General features: G+C 61.0%; 23 protein-coding genes and 1 pseudogene. 13 read left to right on the forward strand and 11 right to left on the reverse strand.

Annotated features, from left to right (window positions below):
* Positions 1-1316: efflux transporter outer membrane subunit (locus ASC97_RS30560; RefSeq protein ID WP_156390508.1), on the forward strand; the 1316-nt coding region annotated here is incomplete at both ends.
* A gap of 168 nt (positions 1317-1484) precedes the next feature.
* Here ASC97_RS30560 and ASC97_RS30565 read toward each other — a convergent pair.
* Positions 1485-1883, reverse strand: coding sequence for a VOC family protein (locus tag ASC97_RS30565; RefSeq protein WP_057472093.1), 399 nt, complete (start codon positions 1881-1883; stop codon positions 1485-1487).
* A 233-nt stretch (positions 1884-2116) separates the two neighbouring features.
* Here ASC97_RS30565 and ASC97_RS30570 point away from each other — a divergent pair, with 233 nt between their 5' ends.
* Positions 2117-2341, forward strand: coding sequence for a hypothetical protein (locus ASC97_RS30570; RefSeq protein ID WP_057472094.1), 225 nt, complete (start codon positions 2117-2119; stop codon positions 2339-2341).
* On the opposite strand, the gene ASC97_RS30580 is transcribed toward ASC97_RS30570, so the two are convergent.
* The 3 genes from ASC97_RS30580 to ASC97_RS30590 form a co-directional block, all read right to left on the reverse strand.
* Positions 2338-3192, reverse strand: coding sequence for an aspartyl/asparaginyl beta-hydroxylase domain-containing protein (locus ASC97_RS30580; RefSeq protein ID WP_082530235.1), 855 nt, complete (start codon positions 3190-3192; stop codon positions 2338-2340). The genes ASC97_RS30570 and ASC97_RS30580 overlap by 4 nt on opposite strands.
* Positions 3193-3373: 181 nt before the next feature.
* A complete protein-coding gene (locus tag ASC97_RS30585) occupies positions 3374-3715 on the reverse strand; it encodes an SMR family transporter (RefSeq protein WP_057472096.1) in 342 nt (113 codons plus the stop codon).
* 27 nt (positions 3716-3742) lie between these two features.
* On the reverse strand, positions 3743-4306 hold the full coding sequence (locus ASC97_RS30590; RefSeq protein WP_057472097.1) for a TetR/AcrR family transcriptional regulator: 564 nt from the start codon (positions 4304-4306) through the stop codon (positions 3743-3745).
* Positions 4307-4462: 156 nt separating this feature from the next.
* On the opposite strand from ASC97_RS30590, the gene ASC97_RS30595 reads away from it, so the two are divergent.
* Positions 4463-4852 (forward strand): group II truncated hemoglobin, encoded by a 390-nt coding sequence (locus tag ASC97_RS30595; RefSeq protein ID WP_057472098.1) that lies wholly within the window; start codon positions 4463-4465, stop codon positions 4850-4852.
* Positions 4853-4860: 8 nt separating this feature from the next.
* Positions 4861-5232 carry a DUF423 domain-containing protein gene (locus ASC97_RS30600; protein WP_057472099.1) on the forward strand — a complete coding sequence of 124 codons (372 nt, stop codon included), beginning with the start codon at positions 4861-4863 and terminating at the stop codon, positions 5230-5232.
* 70 nt (positions 5233-5302) lie between these two features.
* On the opposite strand, the gene ASC97_RS30605 is transcribed toward ASC97_RS30600, so the two are convergent.
* From ASC97_RS30605 to ASC97_RS30625, 5 genes and pseudogenes are all read right to left on the reverse strand, one after another.
* A complete protein-coding gene (locus tag ASC97_RS30605; RefSeq protein ID WP_057472100.1) occupies positions 5303-5617 on the reverse strand; it encodes an antibiotic biosynthesis monooxygenase family protein in 315 nt (104 codons plus the stop codon).
* 10 nt (positions 5618-5627) lie between these two features.
* A complete protein-coding gene (locus ASC97_RS30610) occupies positions 5628-5897 on the reverse strand; it encodes a hypothetical protein (protein WP_057472101.1) in 270 nt (89 codons plus the stop codon).
* Positions 5894-6301, reverse strand: coding sequence for a DUF2325 domain-containing protein (locus tag ASC97_RS30615; protein ID WP_037062364.1), 408 nt, complete (start codon positions 6299-6301; stop codon positions 5894-5896). Before ASC97_RS30615 ends, ASC97_RS30610 begins: the two co-directional genes overlap by 4 nt.
* A 113-nt stretch (positions 6302-6414) precedes the next feature.
* A pseudogene (locus ASC97_RS30620) lies at positions 6415-7676 on the reverse strand (cell envelope integrity protein TolA).
* Positions 7677-7737: 61 nt separating this feature from the next.
* Positions 7738-8172 (reverse strand): hypothetical protein, encoded by a 435-nt coding sequence (locus ASC97_RS30625; protein ID WP_057472102.1) that lies wholly within the window; start codon positions 8170-8172, stop codon positions 7738-7740.
* Between the two features lie 141 nt (positions 8173-8313).
* Between ASC97_RS30625 and hemP the strand changes: the two genes are divergently transcribed.
* The 7 genes from hemP to ASC97_RS30660 all read left to right on the forward strand — a co-directional run bounded on the left by hemP (position 8314) and on the right by ASC97_RS30660 (position 13313).
* Complete coding sequence (hemP, locus tag ASC97_RS30630; protein ID WP_057472103.1) at positions 8314-8496, forward strand: hemin uptake protein HemP; 183 nt, start codon at positions 8314-8316, stop codon at positions 8494-8496.
* Between the two features lie 11 nt (positions 8497-8507).
* Positions 8508-9560, forward strand: a complete 1053-nt coding sequence (locus ASC97_RS30635) for a hemin-degrading factor (protein ID WP_057472104.1) — start codon at positions 8508-8510, stop codon at positions 9558-9560.
* 9 nt (positions 9561-9569) lie between these two features.
* The gene (locus ASC97_RS30640) at positions 9570-10493 is read left to right on the forward strand and encodes a heme/hemin ABC transporter substrate-binding protein (RefSeq protein WP_057472105.1); all 924 of its coding nucleotides are present in this window, start codon (positions 9570-9572) and stop codon (positions 10491-10493) included.
* A gap of 20 nt (positions 10494-10513) precedes the next feature.
* The gene (locus ASC97_RS30645) at positions 10514-11608 is read left to right on the forward strand and encodes a FecCD family ABC transporter permease (protein WP_113000942.1); all 1095 of its coding nucleotides are present in this window, start codon (positions 10514-10516) and stop codon (positions 11606-11608) included.
* A 10-nt stretch (positions 11609-11618) separates the two neighbouring features.
* Positions 11619-12410, forward strand: a complete 792-nt coding sequence (locus ASC97_RS30650) for a heme ABC transporter ATP-binding protein (RefSeq protein WP_057472107.1) — start codon at positions 11619-11621, stop codon at positions 12408-12410.
* A 142-nt stretch (positions 12411-12552) separates the two neighbouring features.
* Positions 12553-12903: a DUF883 family protein gene (locus ASC97_RS30655; RefSeq protein ID WP_057472108.1), complete on the forward strand. Its 351-nt coding sequence runs from the start codon at positions 12553-12555 to the stop codon at positions 12901-12903.
* Positions 12904-12911: 8 nt separating this feature from the next.
* Positions 12912-13313, forward strand: coding sequence for a hypothetical protein (locus tag ASC97_RS30660; RefSeq protein ID WP_057472109.1), 402 nt, complete (start codon positions 12912-12914; stop codon positions 13311-13313).
* Positions 13314-13385: 72 nt separating this feature from the next.
* Here ASC97_RS30660 and ASC97_RS30665 read toward each other — a convergent pair whose 3' ends face one another.
* Positions 13386-13940: an RNA polymerase sigma factor gene (locus ASC97_RS30665; RefSeq protein WP_057472110.1), complete on the reverse strand. Its 555-nt coding sequence runs from the start codon at positions 13938-13940 to the stop codon at positions 13386-13388.
* 9 nt (positions 13941-13949) lie between these two features.
* Entirely contained in the window at positions 13950-14111 is a 162-nt protein-coding gene (locus tag ASC97_RS30670) for a NepR family anti-sigma factor (RefSeq protein WP_443216797.1), read from the reverse strand.
* 264 nt (positions 14112-14375) lie between these two features.
* On the opposite strand from ASC97_RS30670, the gene ASC97_RS30675 reads away from it, so the two are divergent.
* Positions 14376-15170: a response regulator gene (locus ASC97_RS30675; RefSeq protein WP_057472111.1), complete on the forward strand. Its 795-nt coding sequence runs from the start codon at positions 14376-14378 to the stop codon at positions 15168-15170.
* 198 nt (positions 15171-15368) lie between these two features.
* Entirely contained in the window at positions 15369-16385 is a 1017-nt protein-coding gene (locus ASC97_RS30680; RefSeq protein WP_057472112.1) for a sensor histidine kinase, read from the forward strand.
* Positions 16386-16693 lie beyond the last annotated feature (308 nt).

A 16693-nucleotide genomic window follows, 5' to 3' on the forward strand; every position in this document is an offset into this window, starting at 1 on the left:
GCGTCTTTGCGGTGCGTTCGTCGGTGAAGTCGGCGACGTTTCGACGGTTGCCTGGTGGACGGCCTATCGCGATCCGCGGCTGAACTCGCTGGTGGGTGAAGGCCTGAGCGAGAACCTGACGATCCAGCAGGCGCTGGAACGCATCAACGCCGCCTCGTCCAACGTGACGGTGGCCGGTGCCGGTGCGCTGCCGAGCCTGTTGGTCGGTGCCAACCAGACGGTCAGCGGCAGCATGGGCGGTCTGCGCACCTCCGTCGGCGCCACCAACACCAGCGGCTCCAACGCCAACGTCTCCTGGCTGCTCGACCTCTTCGGCCAGTACCGCCGTTCCAAGGAAAGCGCCCAGGCCTCGCTCGATGCGGCCTATGCCACCGCCGATGTCGCCAAGCTGGCCTAYATCCAGGATCTGACCAACTCCTACATCGACCTGCGCTTCTTCCAGGAGCGCGTGGCGCTGTCGAAGGCCAACCTCAAGTCGCGCCAGGAAACCTTCGAGCTCACCAAGTTCCAGCTCGACGCCGGCGCCGCCTCGCGCCTCGACGTCGTCCAGGCCGAAGGTCTGGTGCAGTCGACCCAGGCCGAAATCCCCAACCTCGAGACCAGCGTCCGCGTCTCGGCCCACCACATCGCCACCCTGCTCGGCCGGCCGGCCGGCTCGATGGTCAACGAGCTGCTGAGAGGCTCGACCCAGCCGATCTTCCGCGGCGGCATCACCTCCGGCATTCCCGCCGACCTGATCCGCAACCGTCCCGACATCCGCGTCGCCGAGCGCAACCTGGCCGCAGCCACCGCCAATATCGGCGTCGCCATCTCGCAGCTCTACCCGACGATCACCCTGTCGGGCGCCATCTCGCCGTCCTACGTCAAGGCGGCCGGCATCAGCGGCGGCGGCCTGACCAGCTGGTCGTTCGGCCCGACGCTGACGCTGCCGATCTTCGACGGCGGCCGCCTGCGTGCCAATGTCGACATCTCCAAGTCCGATGCCAAGACCCAGTATCTGGCCTGGAAGCAGACCGTGCTGCAGGCCGTCGAAGAGGTCGAGAACGCGCTGTCGGCGGTCCGCCGCGACGCCCTGACGGTGAATGCGCTGCGCGCCCAGGTCAAGACCACCCAGGAAACGCTCGAACTGTCGACCGCCAGCTACAAGGACGGCGCCTCCTCGCTGCTCGACGTGCTCGACGCACAGCGTCAGGTCTCGCTCGCCCAGGCAAGCCTGGCAGCATCCGTCCAGCAGATGGCCAAGGACTTCGTCTCCCTCAACGTCGCCATCGGCGGCGGATACAATCCGGACGGAAGACAGACCGTCGCACCGCCAANACAAGGGAGCGACCCTGCTGATCGCCCTGTCGCTCACGGCGCGCTCGCCCAGGCAAGCCTGGCAGCATCCGTCCAGCAGATGGCCAAGGACTTCGTCTCCCTCAACGTCGCCATCGGCGGCGGATACAATCCGGACGGAAGACAGACCGTCGCACCGCCAACGACGGCTACTCGGGAGAATTGAAGACGGCTTCGATGTGGTGGCCATCGGGGTCTACGACGAATGCGGCGAAGTAATTCGGTCCGTAGTGAGCCCGGAGGCCCGGCTGTCCGTTGTCAATGCCGCCGTGAGCGACGGCAGCCTCGTGAAAGTCGACGACGGCTCGCCGACTTGCCGAGGCGAAGGCGAGATGAAAACCCGGACCGGGCGGGCGCTGTCCTTCCGGACAGAACTTGATCGCAAGTTTGTCACCGCCGCCGGGGCTTCCGTAGCCGATAGCCTGATCGATCTCTCCGGGCCTTATGTCTTCCCAAACACGCACATATCCGAGCGGAGCAAGAGCGGCGTCATAAAATGCCGCCGAGCGCTCGATGTTCGAGACACCAAAAGAGATGTGATGAAGCATGCCTGCCCTCCGTTCCTGCGCGGTCGCGGGGTATCGCCATATAGAAATTATTAAGAAATCTGCCATACATTAGAACGGCTGGAAGTACTAAAATAGTGCATATGCGGCCGCCGTTTCTTTTCGAGGCAACAGCGGCGGTCGCATCTTCACCCCGCCTTGCACATTTACCTTACCGGCTAACCAATACATTAGCATTACCTTGAAAAGGTACGTCGTTATGGCAAGCTTTTGCCATGACAAACATCCGCTCTCCAAGATTTAACGCCGAAGATATGGCCCGGTCGCGGGAATGCGAAAGCGTCTGCGCTGGGGCGCTTACCGATGTTGTCCGCCGCGCTGTAGCGGCGGGATGGCGTGAAGAGGAAATTGCTCTTCACCTGGCAGATGCAGCAGAAAACTACGTGATCTACCTGGCGACAAAACCGAAGTGCCGGCTGAAGGCGGCCAACAACAACTAGTCCTTTTGCGCCTGCGGACGATTTCTGAACGCTTCGGCCTGCGCGTAGAATTTCTTTTCCCACGCCTTGTGGTTATCGAGCCCCTCGCGAATGAACGGCGTAAAAACCGCGAGATTCATCAGCGCCCAGTTGACGAAGCGCGCCGGAAATCTGAGCGGCTTGACGAAGTCCACGAAGAGCACGACGCGCGTCTTTTCGCTATGGTTCCAGGCCTCGTGCTCGTAGGCATCGTCGAAAATCAACGCCTTGCCCTCCTGCCAGTGGCAGATCTGATCCTTGACGCGGATGGCGAGCTTGTTTGCGGGCTCCGGTACGATCATGCCGAGGTGCAGGCGAAGAACGCCGTTGTAGGGACCGCGATGCGCAGGCAGGTGCTTGCCGGGCTCGAAGATCGAGAACATTGCCGTTTTCAGCCCGGGGATAGCCTGTATGGCCTGCCAGGTCTCGGGGCACGCCGCAATGTTCTGCTCCGATTTCACGCCGAAGCCCACGAGGAAGAAAGTCTTCCAGCCGCTGTCCGTGGAGATCGTCTTCACGTCGGTGGAAATGTCCTGGAAGGTCGGCAGCTCGCTCTGACGCACCAGAACGCGGTCCAGCTCGCTGCGAATCTCCGGCCATGCCTTCTCGACCTCTGCCGCCCAGGGGAAGGTTGCCGTGTCATAGACAGGTGGATTTCCGAGGATCGCATATTTGAAATTGAGCCTCTCGGCCCAGGCGACGATGCCCATGAAAAACCGCGTCACCGCGCTCGGGCGATCCATCGGCGCAATGCCGCTGGTCCCGAAAGATTGACCTTCGGGTTTAGGGTCGGAGGTATCGGGGAGAGTCGTATCAGCAGTGCCGTCCGTCATAGGTCTTCCAATATGCGATGCAAACCATCGAATTCACTCAGGATATGGACATTGCAGGCTGTTTCGCAAGTCAGGCCGGTATGAGATGAGGTCAAATGTCGCAATCGGTGCCCGTCTTTCCCGAATGCCTGCCGGAATGCCTGCAGGAACCGGAGCGGCTTAAGGCCAGACAACGGCAAAATCAATGTGAGAGAGATTTCGAGAAGAGGTTGACCACGAGTACGCCGGCAATGATCAGTCCCAGCCCGACGATCGCGGGCGTGTCAAGGCGCTGCTTGAAATAGACGAGACCCACCGCTGATATCAGCACGATCCCGAGAGCGCTCCAGATAGCATAGGCAATCCCGACGGGGATGACCTTCAGCGTCAGCGACAGGCAATAGAAGGCCGCTGCATAGCAGACGACGAGAAGAACGGTCGGCCCGACGCGCGTGAATTGCTGCGAAAGCTGCAGCGCCGTGGTGCCGATCACCTCAAGGACGATCGCGACGAACAGCAACGCATAGACGGCAATCGGAGCCATGGCCGGAATCCTCTGCTTTATCTTGGTTTAGTTGCCGGCCAGGTCGAGAAGCCGCGCAATGAGACTACGGCGTTCCGCGGGTTCGATATCGTGGCTTTCGAGCATGTCGGCGAGCCAGAGCCCGTCTGCTGCAAAGCGAACGATCTGTGCGTCCACCGACGAGTCGGTACCGACATACTCCTCGGCGCGTGTTTGAACCCAGTCGCGCCAGCGCTGGCGAAGGCGCGGCTCGACGAGCAGAGCGATCGTCACCTGTGCCCAGTGGGCAGCCTCTCCCGGGCTGTCCTTCAGGTCCACCACCGCCCGCAGATACGCGCGGGTGAAGCGGCAGTGCGGGACCGGATCATCACGCATCCGCGCGTCGAGATCGGCATCGAACCGTTCAAGCAGGCTCTCGAACAGAGCGTCCAGCAGCGCGTTCTTCGTCGGAAAATGGTGCAGCAATCCACCCTTGCTCACCCCCGATGCGCCGGAGACCGCATCGAGCGTGACGGCGGTCATGCCCTGCTCCATCGTGAGGCGCGCGGCAACCTCCAGCAATTGCTGGCGTACGAGAGCGGGTTGCTTGCGGCGATGGTGCGCTAATGACATACCACCTAAAGATACCGTCCGGACGGTTTTGTCAAGATAAATTGGATGGCACGGACGCCGGGCGAGTGGCGCAAATGCCGCGCAGGCGACCAACGGTTGCTGTTGCGATCCCCATCGCGGCGGTGCATTAAGGGATGGATTTCAGAGGACTGGGTTGTGAGCGAAGAAGTCATCACGCTTTATCAGGCGATCGGCGGCGACGAGACCGTACGCGCGCTGTCGCGCCGCTTCTACGCGTTGATGGACACGCTGCCGGAGGCAAAGCATGTCCGTGCGGTGCATCCGCCGACGCTCGAAGGCAGCGAAGAAAAATTCTATGAGTATCTGACCGGCTATCTCGGCGGTCCGCCGCTTTACACCGACAAGCGCGGCCATCCACGCCTGAGGAGCCGGCATTTCGTTGCCGGGATCGGCCCCGTCGAACGCGACGAGTGGCTGCTGTGCTTCCAAAGGGCATTGGACGAAACCGTCGCCAATGCAAAGCTGCGCGACATCATCTGGCCACCGATCGAGCGGCTTGCCCACCACATGCAGAACAAGGAATAGAACCGGCCATGAGCTTCAACCGACGTTTCGTGCCGCTGTTTTATGCCTTTGCAGGCCTCTTCGGCTTTGCCGGCGTCGCGCTGGCCGCCGCTGCGGCACATGGTGGTGGAGACGCCCACCTCGTCGCTTCGGCTTCGACGATGTGCCTGGTACACGCGCCTGCCCTGCTGGCGCTTGCAATCGGCGCCGAGAGGCTGAAAACGGCCGGGATCGCCGGCTTGCTCATCGGGATCGGCACGCTGTTGTTTTCGGGCGATCTGGTGATGTCCCGCTACGCCGGCCTCGGCCTGTTTCCGATGGCTGCGCCGACCGGCGGCTTTGCGATGATGTTCGGCTGGCTGGCCGTGGCGATCGGCGCATTCTTCCGCGCGCGCACCTGACGCTTAGCCAATCGGGACGCGCCCGAAGCGTGGTAAGTTGCCAGCTCGATCCGGTCGGGATTGCCCTCGGCTAGATACCATCCACGACAGTGTAACCTTCGAAGACGGGCGGGCCCATATACATGGTCTTGCGATCGCCCGCATTGCGATGGGCAGCACGGAAGCTCTCGGACTTGGTCCAGTTCAGGAAATCCTCTTCGCTCTGCCAGACGGTATGCGAGGAAAACAGGGTGTATCCCTCTTCGGCATTGGCCTTGCCACGCAGCAACCGGAATTCCGCAAACCCCGGAACCTCCGACAGGCTGGAGTCGCGATTGCGCCAAACGGCTTCGAAATCGGCCTCGGAGCCTGCGGCGACCTTGAAACGGTTCATCGCAATATACATCGAACGATCCTTACGCCTTGCGTTTGCTGCTGGCGCCGACCGGCGCGAAAGCCACGACATTATTGCCGTTCGCGGCCTCCAGTCCAAGCGGCTTTTCAGGCTGCTCACCCGGCATTCTCGCGTCCCAGACCGGAAAGTCGGCAACGTTGGCATAGTGCTCGCGTTGCTCGGCATGCTTCATCAGCAGATCGTAGAGCTCCGGCACAAGGCCGTCACCGTTCTGTGCGGCCAGCTTGTGCAGGCCGATCATCGTGAACCCGTCAGGGCGCTTTTCACTCATTGGGCGTTGTCTCGTTCGTTCATCGTGTTCAGCGCCCTCTCGAGGCTCGACTTGCTGCCGTTCCTGAGCGGAATGAAGGTCTTGCCGAACTTCTTGCAGCCGGTCTTCACGCGCAGGCAGGCATCATGGCTGATACAGTCGATAGGGCAGAAAACGCAGTCGACCGACGGAAGCACGGTATCGATGCGCGACACCGCCTCGCGCAGCCCGCCGTCGTGATGGATAAGCTCAGCCCCGAAGCTGCTTGCGATCTGGCGAAGATGCGCTACCTGGCAATCCCGGCCGCCTACGTAGAGGAAGCTGCGTCCATCGAGTTTGGACCGCCCCGAAGCCTCCTGAACCGTCTGCACATCCGCGCTGACGCGGATTTCCCGGTTCGAACCCTTCTTCGCCTTGCGAGCCATTGACCACCCGTTCGCTGGTTTATCGTCACACGATTCCTGCGTGTGCAAGCGGCACCTTATTAAACCTGATTTTTATAGTAAAGTATAAAGTTGATTATTTTTATCATATTTTATTATCGCCCGGTGACCTGCACCTCCTGCGTGAAGGTCCAGACCGGCTTGCCCCACTCCACGGGAAGCGGCGGGAACGGCGCAGCCCGGCGAACACCGTCGACAACAGCCTGATCGAGTTCAGGAATGCCGGAGCTCCGGGCGATCGACAAACCGCTGATACCACCGGTGGAGCCTATCGTCAGGCGGATGCGGACATTCATCGAGGCGCTCATGCGCTTGTATTCGGAAGGCACTTTCACGGAGCGACGGATGCGCGACTGCACCTTGCCGGGGTAGTTGGCGACGGCAGCGCTGCCTGCGCCTCCGCGGCTGCCGGCGCTGCGCGAGTTTTGATCCGAAGCGGCTGCTTCGTTGCCGTCAGCCGAGCCCCGCTTGCTGTCATGGTTGTTTTCGCCCTGCGACCCCGAGATGATCTTGGCCTTCTTCGGCGGCTGCTTCTTCTCGACCGGCGTCGGCTTAGGAATAGGCTTCTCCGCCACCGGCTTGGGATCCGGCTCCTGGGTTTTGTCGGGCTCAGGCGCGATTTCGGCTGTCTCGGTCGGTTGAACAGGCGCAATCTCGGCAGGTGGCGCCAGCGCAACAGGAGGCACCTCCGGGGGGATTTCGGCCGGCACTTCGGTCGCCATGGGCTGAACCACCGCGGTTTCCGCCGGTGCTTGCGATGTCAGGATCTCCGGTTCCACCGCCGTGACATTTTCGGGCGAAACGCGCGTCACCTCTTGCGTAGGCGGAACAGCCTCAGCCTGGACCGTCTGCGGCGTCACGCTCTCGGCCGCGATCTCTTCCGGCTGCGGTTCATCCGCCACCTCGCCGGCAGCTGCTTGATCCGCATCGGAATCACCGAGAATGATCACGCTGACGACCTCGCCGGCTTCTTCCACCGGCGCCTGCGGCGTGACGACGAAGCCGACGAGCACGGCCACGAGAAGGGCAGCGTGAAAAATGAGGGAACCGACGCAGGCAAGTGCGACGCCCCGCTTGCCGACGGCGGAATCTGTCGACTGCATCTCGACGTTTTCGTCCATCGCCGGAACAGTTGCCTGGCCGCTGCTGGCAGTGCGCGGATCCTGCGGAAACGAATCGATCTGCGACAGTCGGGTATAGTGAACCACGGACTCTGCGGCGGGCTGGCGAGGCGCATTGCGAAGATCCGACAGTTATGACCCGGATGCATTCCCGGGCTGTTGTCGTTGACGCCAATATCGGCGACCGTCTCGTCAATGAGACTCTGTCTCGATTTGGCTCTTGCTGAAATCACCATCTGCATTTGCCTCGGCCGGTTGAAAACTGCAGCCAATCGGGGATCGTCCCCGGCGCGTCGCTCACCCCTCGAAGGGGACGGAAACCTGGGAACGGGTTACGAGGCCTTTCATGCACTCGCCTGCGGCAGGGCCGTCGCATACCGGCGTATCGTTGATCAGAACGCGCGTGACGCTGTCACAGGTGACGTTCGGCATGTCGAACTGCCGCACGCGCTTCTTGCCCTGTGGCAGATCTCGGAAGTCGAGAACGGTGATGCGGTCGACGGCGTTCTTGTCGTTGAAGAAAGCAAGCTCGAAGGAGATCTTGTTGATCGGCGTGGCCAGCTTGTTGAGCGCCACAAACGTCATCATGCAACCCTTCTGCGAGGGCGCGAGACCGTTGAGTTCTACATCGAGGCTCGATGCCGGCGTCGTGTCCTGGGCAAAGGCCTGGGTGAAACCGGCGATAGCGACGAAAGCACCCGCCAAAAGTGCTGCAACCCTCGTAACCGCCATCTCGCTTCTCCAACAATTCTCTAAAACTTGACTGATCAACTCCGCTATTGCGTGTTTAAAAAATGATGACTATGAAAGTCAAGATAAATGTAGCCAACGGGCATTTGCCCGCATGCATCGAGCGGAACAAGCCAACCGAAAATGATGGTCGAGAAGCCGGAAACATTGGAGCAAGCGCTGCCGAAGCGGAAGACTTCGGCCGAAATTCGGGTTCTGGAGAGCGCCGAGCTTTTCCGCGGCTCCAACGAAATCGCGATTCGTCACGATGGGGCCGTTTATCGCCTGAAGATCACCCGGCAGCGCAAGCTCATACTGAATAAATAAGGGGTTAGAACATGACTGAGAACACCAAGCCGGCTCCGGCCGAGATTCGCGCGTTTCGCGTCGAGAACCCGAAGATGCGCGAGCGCGATATCGCAGCTCAGCTGAAGATTTCCGAGGCAGCGCTGGTCGCAGCCGAGGTCGGCATCAGCGCGACCCGCATCGACGGCAGCGCCCTGAAGCTCCTGGAGCGCGTCGCCGAACTCGGCGAAGTCATGGCGCTTTCGCGCAACGAGAGCGCCGTCCACGAAAAGATCGGCGTCTACGAGAATATCAACGCTGGCCCGCACGCTGCCATCGTTCTCGGCGACAACATCGACCTGCGAATCTTCCCGGGCCGCTGGGCTCATGGCTTTGCAGTGTCCAAGAAGGACGGCGAGCAGGAGCGGCTCAGCCTGCAGTATTTCGACAAGGCCGGTGATGCCGTCCACAAGATCCACCTGCGCCCGACATCGAATGTCGAAGCCTACCACGCTATCGTCCGGGACCTGAAGCTCGACGACCAGTCGCAGGAATTCGTCGCCGAGCAGGCAACAAAGGCGAACGACGAAAACGGCGACGTCAGCCGCGACGAACTGCGCGATCACTGGAGCAGGCTGACCGACACCCACGAATTCTTCGGCATGCTGCGCAAGCTGAAGATCGGCCGCCAGGCTGCCGTTCGCACCGTAGGCGACGACTACGCCTGGAAGCTCGACAACGGCGCCGCAGCCGAGATGATGCACGCATCGGTCAAGGCCGGCCTGCCGATCATGTGTTTCGTCGCCAACAACGGCATCGTGCAGATCCATTCCGGCCCGATCTTCAACGTGCAGCCGATGGGTCCGTGGATCAACGTTCTCGACGAGACCTTCCACCTGCATCTGCGCCAGGATCACATTGCCGAAACATGGGCCGTGCGCAAGCCGACCAAGGACGGTCACGTCACCTCGCTCGAAGCCTATGACGCCAACGGCGAAATGATCATCCAATTCTTCGGCAAACGAAAGGAAGGCTTCGACGAACGCACCGATTGGCGCGACATCGTCGAAAACCTGCCGCGCGCAGCGGCCAGCGTTGCCGCCTAGGGTAAGGAAATGACGATGCGCAAGCATACAAGCCAGACACGGCTCTGGCCAACGGTCGCGCGGAGCCTGCTGGCTCTGCCTCTCGCTGCCTCCCTGTTCAGTGTCGCCGGCAACGCCTTCCCGCCAGCGGCTCAAGCCGCTGACAAAGTCGATACCGCTCGCGTCGTGTCGGTCGGCGGCGACGTCACGGAGATCATCTACGCACTTGGCGAGGAAAGCCATCTCATTGCCCGCGATACCACGAGCATGTTTCCCGAGGCCGCGATGAAGCTGCCTGACGTAGGCTACATGCGCGCGCTTTCGCCCGAGGGAATTCTAGCAATGAATCCGACGGCGATCATTGCCGTCGAGGGTTCCGGCCCGCCGGAAGCCCTGACGGTCCTGAAGAGCGCAAGCGTTCCATTCGAGACCGTACCGAATGCCTATACGCATGACGGTATTCTTGCGAAGATCGAAAAAGTCGGCGCGTTGCTCGGCGTCGAGGACAAGGCAGCGGCCTTGAAGGCAAAGGTTCGAGCCGATCTCGATGCCGCGATCGCCGATGCGGAGAAACGCCCCGAAAGCGAGCGCAAGCGGATCCTGTTCATCCTGAGCATGCAGGGCGGCAAGGTTATGGTTTCCGGAACAGGCACCGCGGCCGATGGCATGATCAGGCTTTCCGGTTCCGTCAACGCGGCTGGCGATTTCCCCGGTTACAAGCCGCTGACGGATGAGGCGATCATCGAGGCCAAGCCGGACGTGATCTTGATGATGAACCGCGGCGACGGCGCGTCGACCAAGAACGACGACCTGATGAAACAGCCGGCGCTTGCCTTGACGCCCGCCGTTCAGAACAAGGCGATCGTCCGCATGGACGGTCTCCATCTGCTCGGCTTCGGCCCTCGTACCGCAAGCGCCGTACGCGAGCTGAACGCGGCGATCTACGGGGGCTGAACGTGGCTCTGCAGGACGTCATGGAACGAGAACGCGCAAGGTTATCGCCGGCAAGGCTTCGCGAGCGGCATATGGCGGGTGACCGCCGGCCGCTGGCGTTGCTGACGATTGCGCTGCTCGCGCTCGGCTCCGTCCTGTCGCTGCTTTTCTCGGTCACGACAGGCGCATCCGATGCATCCTTCCTCGACGTCATTGCCAACGTCGCCGGATCGGCCGATGCGCTGAATGTCCGGGACCGTGTCATCATTTTCGATATCCGCATGCCTCGCGCCATTCTCGGCTTTCTCGTCGGCGGCTCGCTGGCCGTGTCAGGCGCCGTCATGCAAGGTCTCTTCCGAAATCCCCTGGCCGATCCGGGTCTCGTCGGCGTTTCCTCTGGTGCCGGCTTTGGCGCGGTCGTCATGATCGTGCTTGGCGGCACGATCGCGGCACCTCTCTTTGCGCTGCTCGGCATCTACGCTCTCCCGATCGCGGCCTTTGGCGGCGGTCTGCTGACCACGCTCCTTCTCTATCGCATCGCCACCAGCAACGGCCAGACATCGGTTGCGACCATGCTGCTCGCCGGCATTGCACTTGGCTCTCTCGCCGGCGCTCTGACCGGTCTGCTGGTCTACATGGCCAACGATCAGCAGCTCCGCGACCTGACGTTCTGGGGCATGGGTTCGCTTGCCGGGGCCACATGGTCAAAGATCGCGGCGGCCGCTCCGATCATTCTGCTGTCGTTCGCCGTCACCCCGTTCATAGCCCGCGGCCTCAACGCACTCACCCTCGGCGAGGCCGCCGCCTTTCACATGGGTATACCGGTACAGCGGCTGAAAAACATTGCGATCGTCAGCGTTGCGGCTGCGACGGGCGCTTCGGTGGCTGTCAGTGGCGGCATCGGCTTCGTCGGTATCGTCGTACCCCACGTGCTGCGGATGGCAATCGGCCCGGATCATCGGTTCCTGCTGCCGTCGTCCGCCCTCCTCGGCGGCTCGCTGCTTATCTTCGCCGACGTACTTGCACGCACGGTCGTCGCACCCGCGGAGCTGCCGATCGGCATCATCACCGCGGCGGTCGGCGGCCCCTTCTTCCTGTGGATTCTGTTGCGCCAGCGCGGCCGCCTTGCCCTTTGAGTGACATGCAATGATCGAAGTATCCGGCGTTTCAGTCCGTCTGTCGGGCAAGACCATCGTGCAGGATGTCGGCTTCACCGCCGAATCCGGGCGGATGACTGCCATTGCGGGGCCGAACGGCTCCGGCAAGACCACCGTGATGAAGGCAGTGTCCGGCGAGCTTTCCTATGAAGGCGGCATCTTGATCAACGGGCACCACGTGAAGTCGCTTCAGCCCTGGCAACTGGCGGCGGTCCGGGGCGTGCTGCCTCAGGCAAGCGTCATCTCCTTCCCTTTCACCGTCCGCGAAGTCGTGCGCATGGGACTGACATCAGGTCTCAACCGCAATCCCGCGAAGGCGGAACAGTCTGCTGCAAAAGCCCTAGCGTCGGTTGATCTCAGCGGGTACGAGGGGCGCTTCTATCAGCAGCTTTCGGGCGGCGAACAGCAGCGCGTGCAGCTTGCCCGCGTTCTCTGCCAGATCGCGGAGCCGACCACCGAAGGAAAACCGAACTGGCTCCTGCTCGACGAGCCGGTGTCCAGCCTCGACATCAGCCACCAGCTGACCATCATGCGTCTCGCACGCTCGTTCTGCGACAACGGCGGCGGCGTCATCGCCGTAATGCACGATCTGAACCTGACGGCACTCTTCGCTGATCGGATCCTTCTGATGCAGTCCGGGCGGCTGGCGGCCTTCGGGACCATCCACGAGGTCCTGACGGACGATACGATGCAATCCGTGTTCGGTTGTCCGCTTCGCATCAACGCTCTGCCCGCTGACGGCACGCCGTTCGTCCTGGCTCACAGCGCCATGCAAGGCTGAGCAGCGCGGAACTTTTGACCACCGAGGGCGTTAAGCCTTTGATTTGGGTCATTGCCGGGCAATATTCCCCATGCAAGCTTGAGTAGTGATCCTGTGTTGAACCAGGCGACGCGGAGCGGCGTCGTAACAATGGAGAAAACCTGTGGCTTCTTCCTTCCTTCACTCCGTTCGCAGCCGCCGCAACGGCAGCGATACGCTTCACGATATCGAATCGACGATCGAAGAGCAGATTGCGTCGCTACGAGACGAAATCGCCGCGTTGACCCGGGTTGCCGGGAAGAGCTCACGCCGTCAGGGTGAAAAAATACGCGATCAGGCATCGGCGGGCTATGATGAACTGTTGGGCCGAAGCGAGGACTTGCTGCGGGAACTGCAGGACGGATATCTTCGTGGCGCCAACGAGGTGCGTGACACCGTGCGCAGACATCCGATCGCAACCGTAGGCGCGGCCGCGGCCTTCGGGCTCGTCCTCGCCCTCCTTGCCCGCCGTTAGGAGTCTCGATGCTGTTCCCGATCCTCAGCCTCCTGGTAGGCACGAGTGTCCACCGTACCGTTGCGCGGACCAAGCGCAACGGTATTTTCATTGCCATAGCCGTCCTCTTCATACTGACCGCCTATGCCTTGGCGGTCGTGGCGGGCGCTATCTGGCTCGCCGGCATCTATGGCCCCATCGGCGCAGCACTTTTTCTGGCCGCCTGCGCCCTGCTGATCGCCATTATCGTCCTGATCGCAATGACGTTTATCAATGCCCGGGAGGCCCGACGCGCCAGGGAGAGGCGGCAGGCAGTCGAATCTCTTGCCGCCGCCGGCATCGGTCTCGTTCGTGCACAGCCATTGCTCACCGCAGGGATTATCGTCGCGCTGGTTGCCTCCAGTTTGCTTGGATCAAAGAGCAGCGACTGACCCAGCAGTCCCCCAACATAAAAGCCGGCGCCCTCGGGCACCGGCTTTTCCTTTTGCTCTCCTTCCCGATGGTCAGAAGGCGAACGCCTTCGACGTTAGCGGCGAGGATGTCGCGTCCGGTCCGAAATCGGCTTCACCGGAAATCTGGAGCAATTCCTGCAACCGCTGGCGGGCGCGGTTGACGCGGCTCTTGATCGTTCCGACTGCACAGCCGCAAATCTCCGCCGCCTCCTCATAGGAAAAGCCCGATGCGCCAACGAGGATGATCGCCTCGCGTTGATCCGGCGGCAATTGCTCCAGGGCCTTCTTGAAATCCTGAAGATCGAGCGCGCCGTACTGGGACGGGTGCGTCGCCATGGATTCGGTGAAGAGGCCGTCGCTGTCCTGTATCTCGCGCCCGGCCTTGCGCATCTGGCTATAGAGTTCGTTGCGCAGGATTGTGAAGAGCCATGCCTTCATGTTCGTGCCCATCTCGAAGTGATCCTGCTTGGCCCAGGCCTTCATGATGGTATCCTGCACAAGATCATCGGCACGGTCGTGTCGACCGATCAGCGAGATTGCGAAGGCTCGCAAACTCGGCAGGGCCGCAAGAAGCTCGCGCTTGAAGCTTGGTTGCTGCTTTTCCATCGGTCCACCCTACTTGACGACTTTGGCCGAAGCCATCAGCTCGGCCTGATCAAGTTTTTCCAGCAGATCGAGAAAGCGATCGGGGATCGCTTCTTCCTGAACGGCGGCATAGAGAGATCTCAAACGCACCCCGATCTGGCTGTTGGGATCCAAGACATCGCTCGCGCGCATCTCCCGATGGCCGTCCAATTCTTCATTCTTGCGGCTTGTCATTAACTTTTCACTTCTTGCCTGTTGTCATTGGGTGCACCACCGGACTGATAAAACACACATTGTCGCTTACCGATCGTCACGGCCCGCCCTTCATTTGCGTCGACTATCGCCAACAGAATGCGCCTGAGAAAAAAAAGTTCCTGAAATCTAGGAACTTTTTTGCTGCATGCCGCGTTCAAATGCCACTGGAGCCGTTACCGGCCCTGCATACGGGAGCTATCAATGACACTTTCTACTCGAATTGCGCCGCACCTTCCTTACCTGCGCCGCTATTCCCGGGCTCTGACCGGCACACAGACCTCTGGCGACGCCTATGTCGCGGCAGTTTTGGAAGCCATCATTGCGGACATTTCCATTTTCCCGGATACGGCAGATGACCGTGTCGCACTCTACAAACTGTTCACCACATTGTTTGGTTCCGCCACGGTTCAGATTCCAGAACCGTCTTCTCCCTATGCTTGGGAGCAGCGGGCCACGATCAATCTCGGCAAGGTTTCCCCACGCGCCCGCCAGGCCTTCATTCTCGCATCCGTCGAGAATTTCCGGGTCGGAGAGATCGCGGAAATTCTCGCCGCGGACGAACTGGAAGTCACCAAGCTTCTCGACAGCGCATCGCGCGAAATCTCCCGCCAGGTCGCAACGGATATCATGATCATCGAGGACGAGCCGCTGATCGCCATGGATATCGAGCAGATGGTGGAAAGCCTCGGTCATCGCGTTACCGGCATCGCTCGCACGCATGCGGAAGCCGTTGCCCTCTACAACAAGACGAAGCCGAGCATGGTTCTGGCCGACATTCAGCTCGCCGACGGCAGCTCCGGCATTGACGCCGTCAACGACATCCTGAAAACCTCGAGCGTGCCGGTGATCTTCATTACGGCCTTCCCGGAGCGCCTGTTGACGGGCGAACGGCCGGAACCGACCTTCCTCGTCACCAAGCCGTTCAACCCCGATATGGTGAAGGCTCTGATCAGCCAGGCGCTCTTCTTCAACGAAACCACCAAAGCAGCAGCTTGACGCATTCGCACATACGGAACAAAGCGCAATGGAGAGCGTTCCAGTCAATCTGGAGCGCTCCCCGCAATGTTAAGATATTATCCAGCGCTTGCGCCTAGATAGAAACGATCAGCGGGCTTTGCTGCAAGCGGATGTGCTCATCCTCCTGCGGCGTCAAAAGGATCGAAGGAAGGCGGCTGGGTGAATAGGACTGGACCATTGGCCGGCACGACCTTCGCATTGGAAGGCAAAGAGCTGTTGATGGAACGCGCGCTCGCCAGCGCCGGAATTTCGGTTGTCTATCAGGACCCCGATCTCGCCATCGTCTATACCGAAAACCTGCCCCCCCACTTTCAGACGTTCTCGGTTCCAGGCGGCAGCGATGCCGACATGTTCGGCGAGACCCATGGACGAAACCTCGAGACCCTGAAGCAGGCAGTTCTCGAAAGCGGCAGTCCGGCGAGCACCGAGGTCGACATCTCGATCGACGGCGAAATGCGCCACTACGAGATAAAGGTCCAGCGCATTGGCCTCGGCCACCAAGAAGGCCTGCTGTCTGTCATCACGGAGATCACGGAGGCACGGCACCGCGAGAAGGTGTTGAAATCCTTGCTGCGGGAATTGTCGCACCGCTCCAAGAACCTGCTTGCCATCATCCAGGGGATCGCCACCCAGACCGCCCGCAACACGCTTTCGCTCGACAGCTTCCTCGTAAAATTTCGGGGGCGGTTGCAGTCTCTCTCGAACTCCCAGGATCTCATCACGGACTCCAGTTGGCGCGGTGCCTTCCTGTTCGAGCTTACGCAGAAGCAATTCGCCCCCTACTGGCCCGACACCGTCGGACCGCTGCCCGTCACCGGCTTGAACGTGCATCTGACGCCGAACGCCGCTGTGCACGTGGGTCTTGCCTTGCATGAGCTGATTGTAAACTCCGCCACGTTCGGCGCCATCTCCGGTGGCGCTCCTTCGATAACGCTGGATTGTCAGGAAACGGTTCTGTCCGACCGCAAGGCAATTCGTGTTTCGTGGCTCGAAATGCTGCCGAACGGGAACGCCACACACGAATTCATCGAGAACAGCTTCGGCAGGATCGTGCTGGAGCGTGTCGTGCCCTCCTCGGTCAACGGCAAGGCCGACCTCCGGCTGCCCCCGGGCCGCATCGAATACCATTTGCTGATCCCGGACTCCGAGTTCGAAATCCTGAAGCGCGCGCCCCAGCAGGTCGGCGTCCGCTGATCCCGCAAAAGAAAACAGCCAGTGCGAGGGCGGCGCACCGGCTGTCTTCACTCACCGGGAGGGGACCGTGAGTGCGGATCCGAACGGTGTTTTGGGGGCGCGCATTTTGGGTCGATGCGATCACCGTTCGGATATCGCCATAACGGCTCGACACCCGAATGGTTCCGGCACCCGGTCAAAAAGTTGCGCTTTTTTTGAATCTTTTTCTCACAAGCCCCGCAACACCCGCTGATCGCAGTGACCTGCTCCATTCGACGTCAGCAGGCGGACTAAAAAATGCTTTTGTAACAACAAGATACGCTTCCACT

This window comes from Rhizobium sp. Root1203 (assembly GCF_001424945.1).
Taxonomy (GTDB): Bacteria; Pseudomonadota; Alphaproteobacteria; order Rhizobiales; family Rhizobiaceae; genus Rhizobium.

Excerpts from the sequence above, each read along its gene's own strand:
- ASC97_RS30585 (WP_057472096.1), bottom strand. The coding sequence starts at position 3,715 with ATGGCTCCGATTGCCGTCTATGCGTTGCTGTTCGTCGCGATCGTCCTT.
- ASC97_RS30665 (WP_057472110.1), bottom strand. The coding sequence starts at position 13,940 with ATGGAAAAGCAGCAACCAAGCTTCAAGCGCGAGCTTCTTGCGGCCCTG.
- ASC97_RS30650 (WP_057472107.1), top strand. The coding sequence starts at position 11,619 with ATGATCGAAGTATCCGGCGTTTCAGTCCGTCTGTCGGGCAAGACCATC.
- ASC97_RS30605 (WP_057472100.1), bottom strand. The coding sequence starts at position 5,617 with ATGTATATTGCGATGAACCGTTTCAAGGTCGCCGCAGGCTCCGAGGCC.
- ASC97_RS30625 (WP_057472102.1), bottom strand. The coding sequence starts at position 8,172 with ATGGCGGTTACGAGGGTTGCAGCACTTTTGGCGGGTGCTTTCGTCGCT.
- ASC97_RS30640 (WP_057472105.1), top strand. The coding sequence starts at position 9,570 with ATGACGATGCGCAAGCATACAAGCCAGACACGGCTCTGGCCAACGGTC.
- ASC97_RS30670 (WP_443216797.1), bottom strand. The coding sequence starts at position 14,111 with ATGCGCGCGAGCGATGTCTTGGATCCCAACAGCCAGATCGGGGTGCGT.
- ASC97_RS30590 (WP_057472097.1), bottom strand. The coding sequence starts at position 4,306 with ATGTCATTAGCGCACCATCGCCGCAAGCAACCCGCTCTCGTACGCCAG.
- ASC97_RS30645 (WP_113000942.1), top strand. The coding sequence starts at position 10,514 with ATGGAACGAGAACGCGCAAGGTTATCGCCGGCAAGGCTTCGCGAGCGG.
- ASC97_RS30635 (WP_057472104.1), top strand. The coding sequence starts at position 8,508 with ATGACTGAGAACACCAAGCCGGCTCCGGCCGAGATTCGCGCGTTTCGC.
- ASC97_RS30675 (WP_057472111.1), top strand. The coding sequence starts at position 14,376 with ATGACACTTTCTACTCGAATTGCGCCGCACCTTCCTTACCTGCGCCGC.
- hemP (WP_057472103.1), top strand. The coding sequence starts at position 8,314 with ATGATGGTCGAGAAGCCGGAAACATTGGAGCAAGCGCTGCCGAAGCGG.
- ASC97_RS30660 (WP_057472109.1), top strand. The coding sequence starts at position 12,912 with ATGCTGTTCCCGATCCTCAGCCTCCTGGTAGGCACGAGTGTCCACCGT.
- ASC97_RS30600 (WP_057472099.1), top strand. The coding sequence starts at position 4,861 with ATGAGCTTCAACCGACGTTTCGTGCCGCTGTTTTATGCCTTTGCAGGC.
- ASC97_RS30610 (WP_057472101.1), bottom strand. The coding sequence starts at position 5,897 with ATGAGTGAAAAGCGCCCTGACGGGTTCACGATGATCGGCCTGCACAAG.
- ASC97_RS30580 (WP_082530235.1), bottom strand. The coding sequence starts at position 3,192 with ATGACGGACGGCACTGCTGATACGACTCTCCCCGATACCTCCGACCCT.
- ASC97_RS30570 (WP_057472094.1), top strand. The coding sequence starts at position 2,117 with ATGACAAACATCCGCTCTCCAAGATTTAACGCCGAAGATATGGCCCGG.
- ASC97_RS30615 (WP_037062364.1), bottom strand. The coding sequence starts at position 6,301 with ATGGCTCGCAAGGCGAAGAAGGGTTCGAACCGGGAAATCCGCGTCAGC.
- ASC97_RS30565 (WP_057472093.1), bottom strand. The coding sequence starts at position 1,883 with ATGCTTCATCACATCTCTTTTGGTGTCTCGAACATCGAGCGCTCGGCG.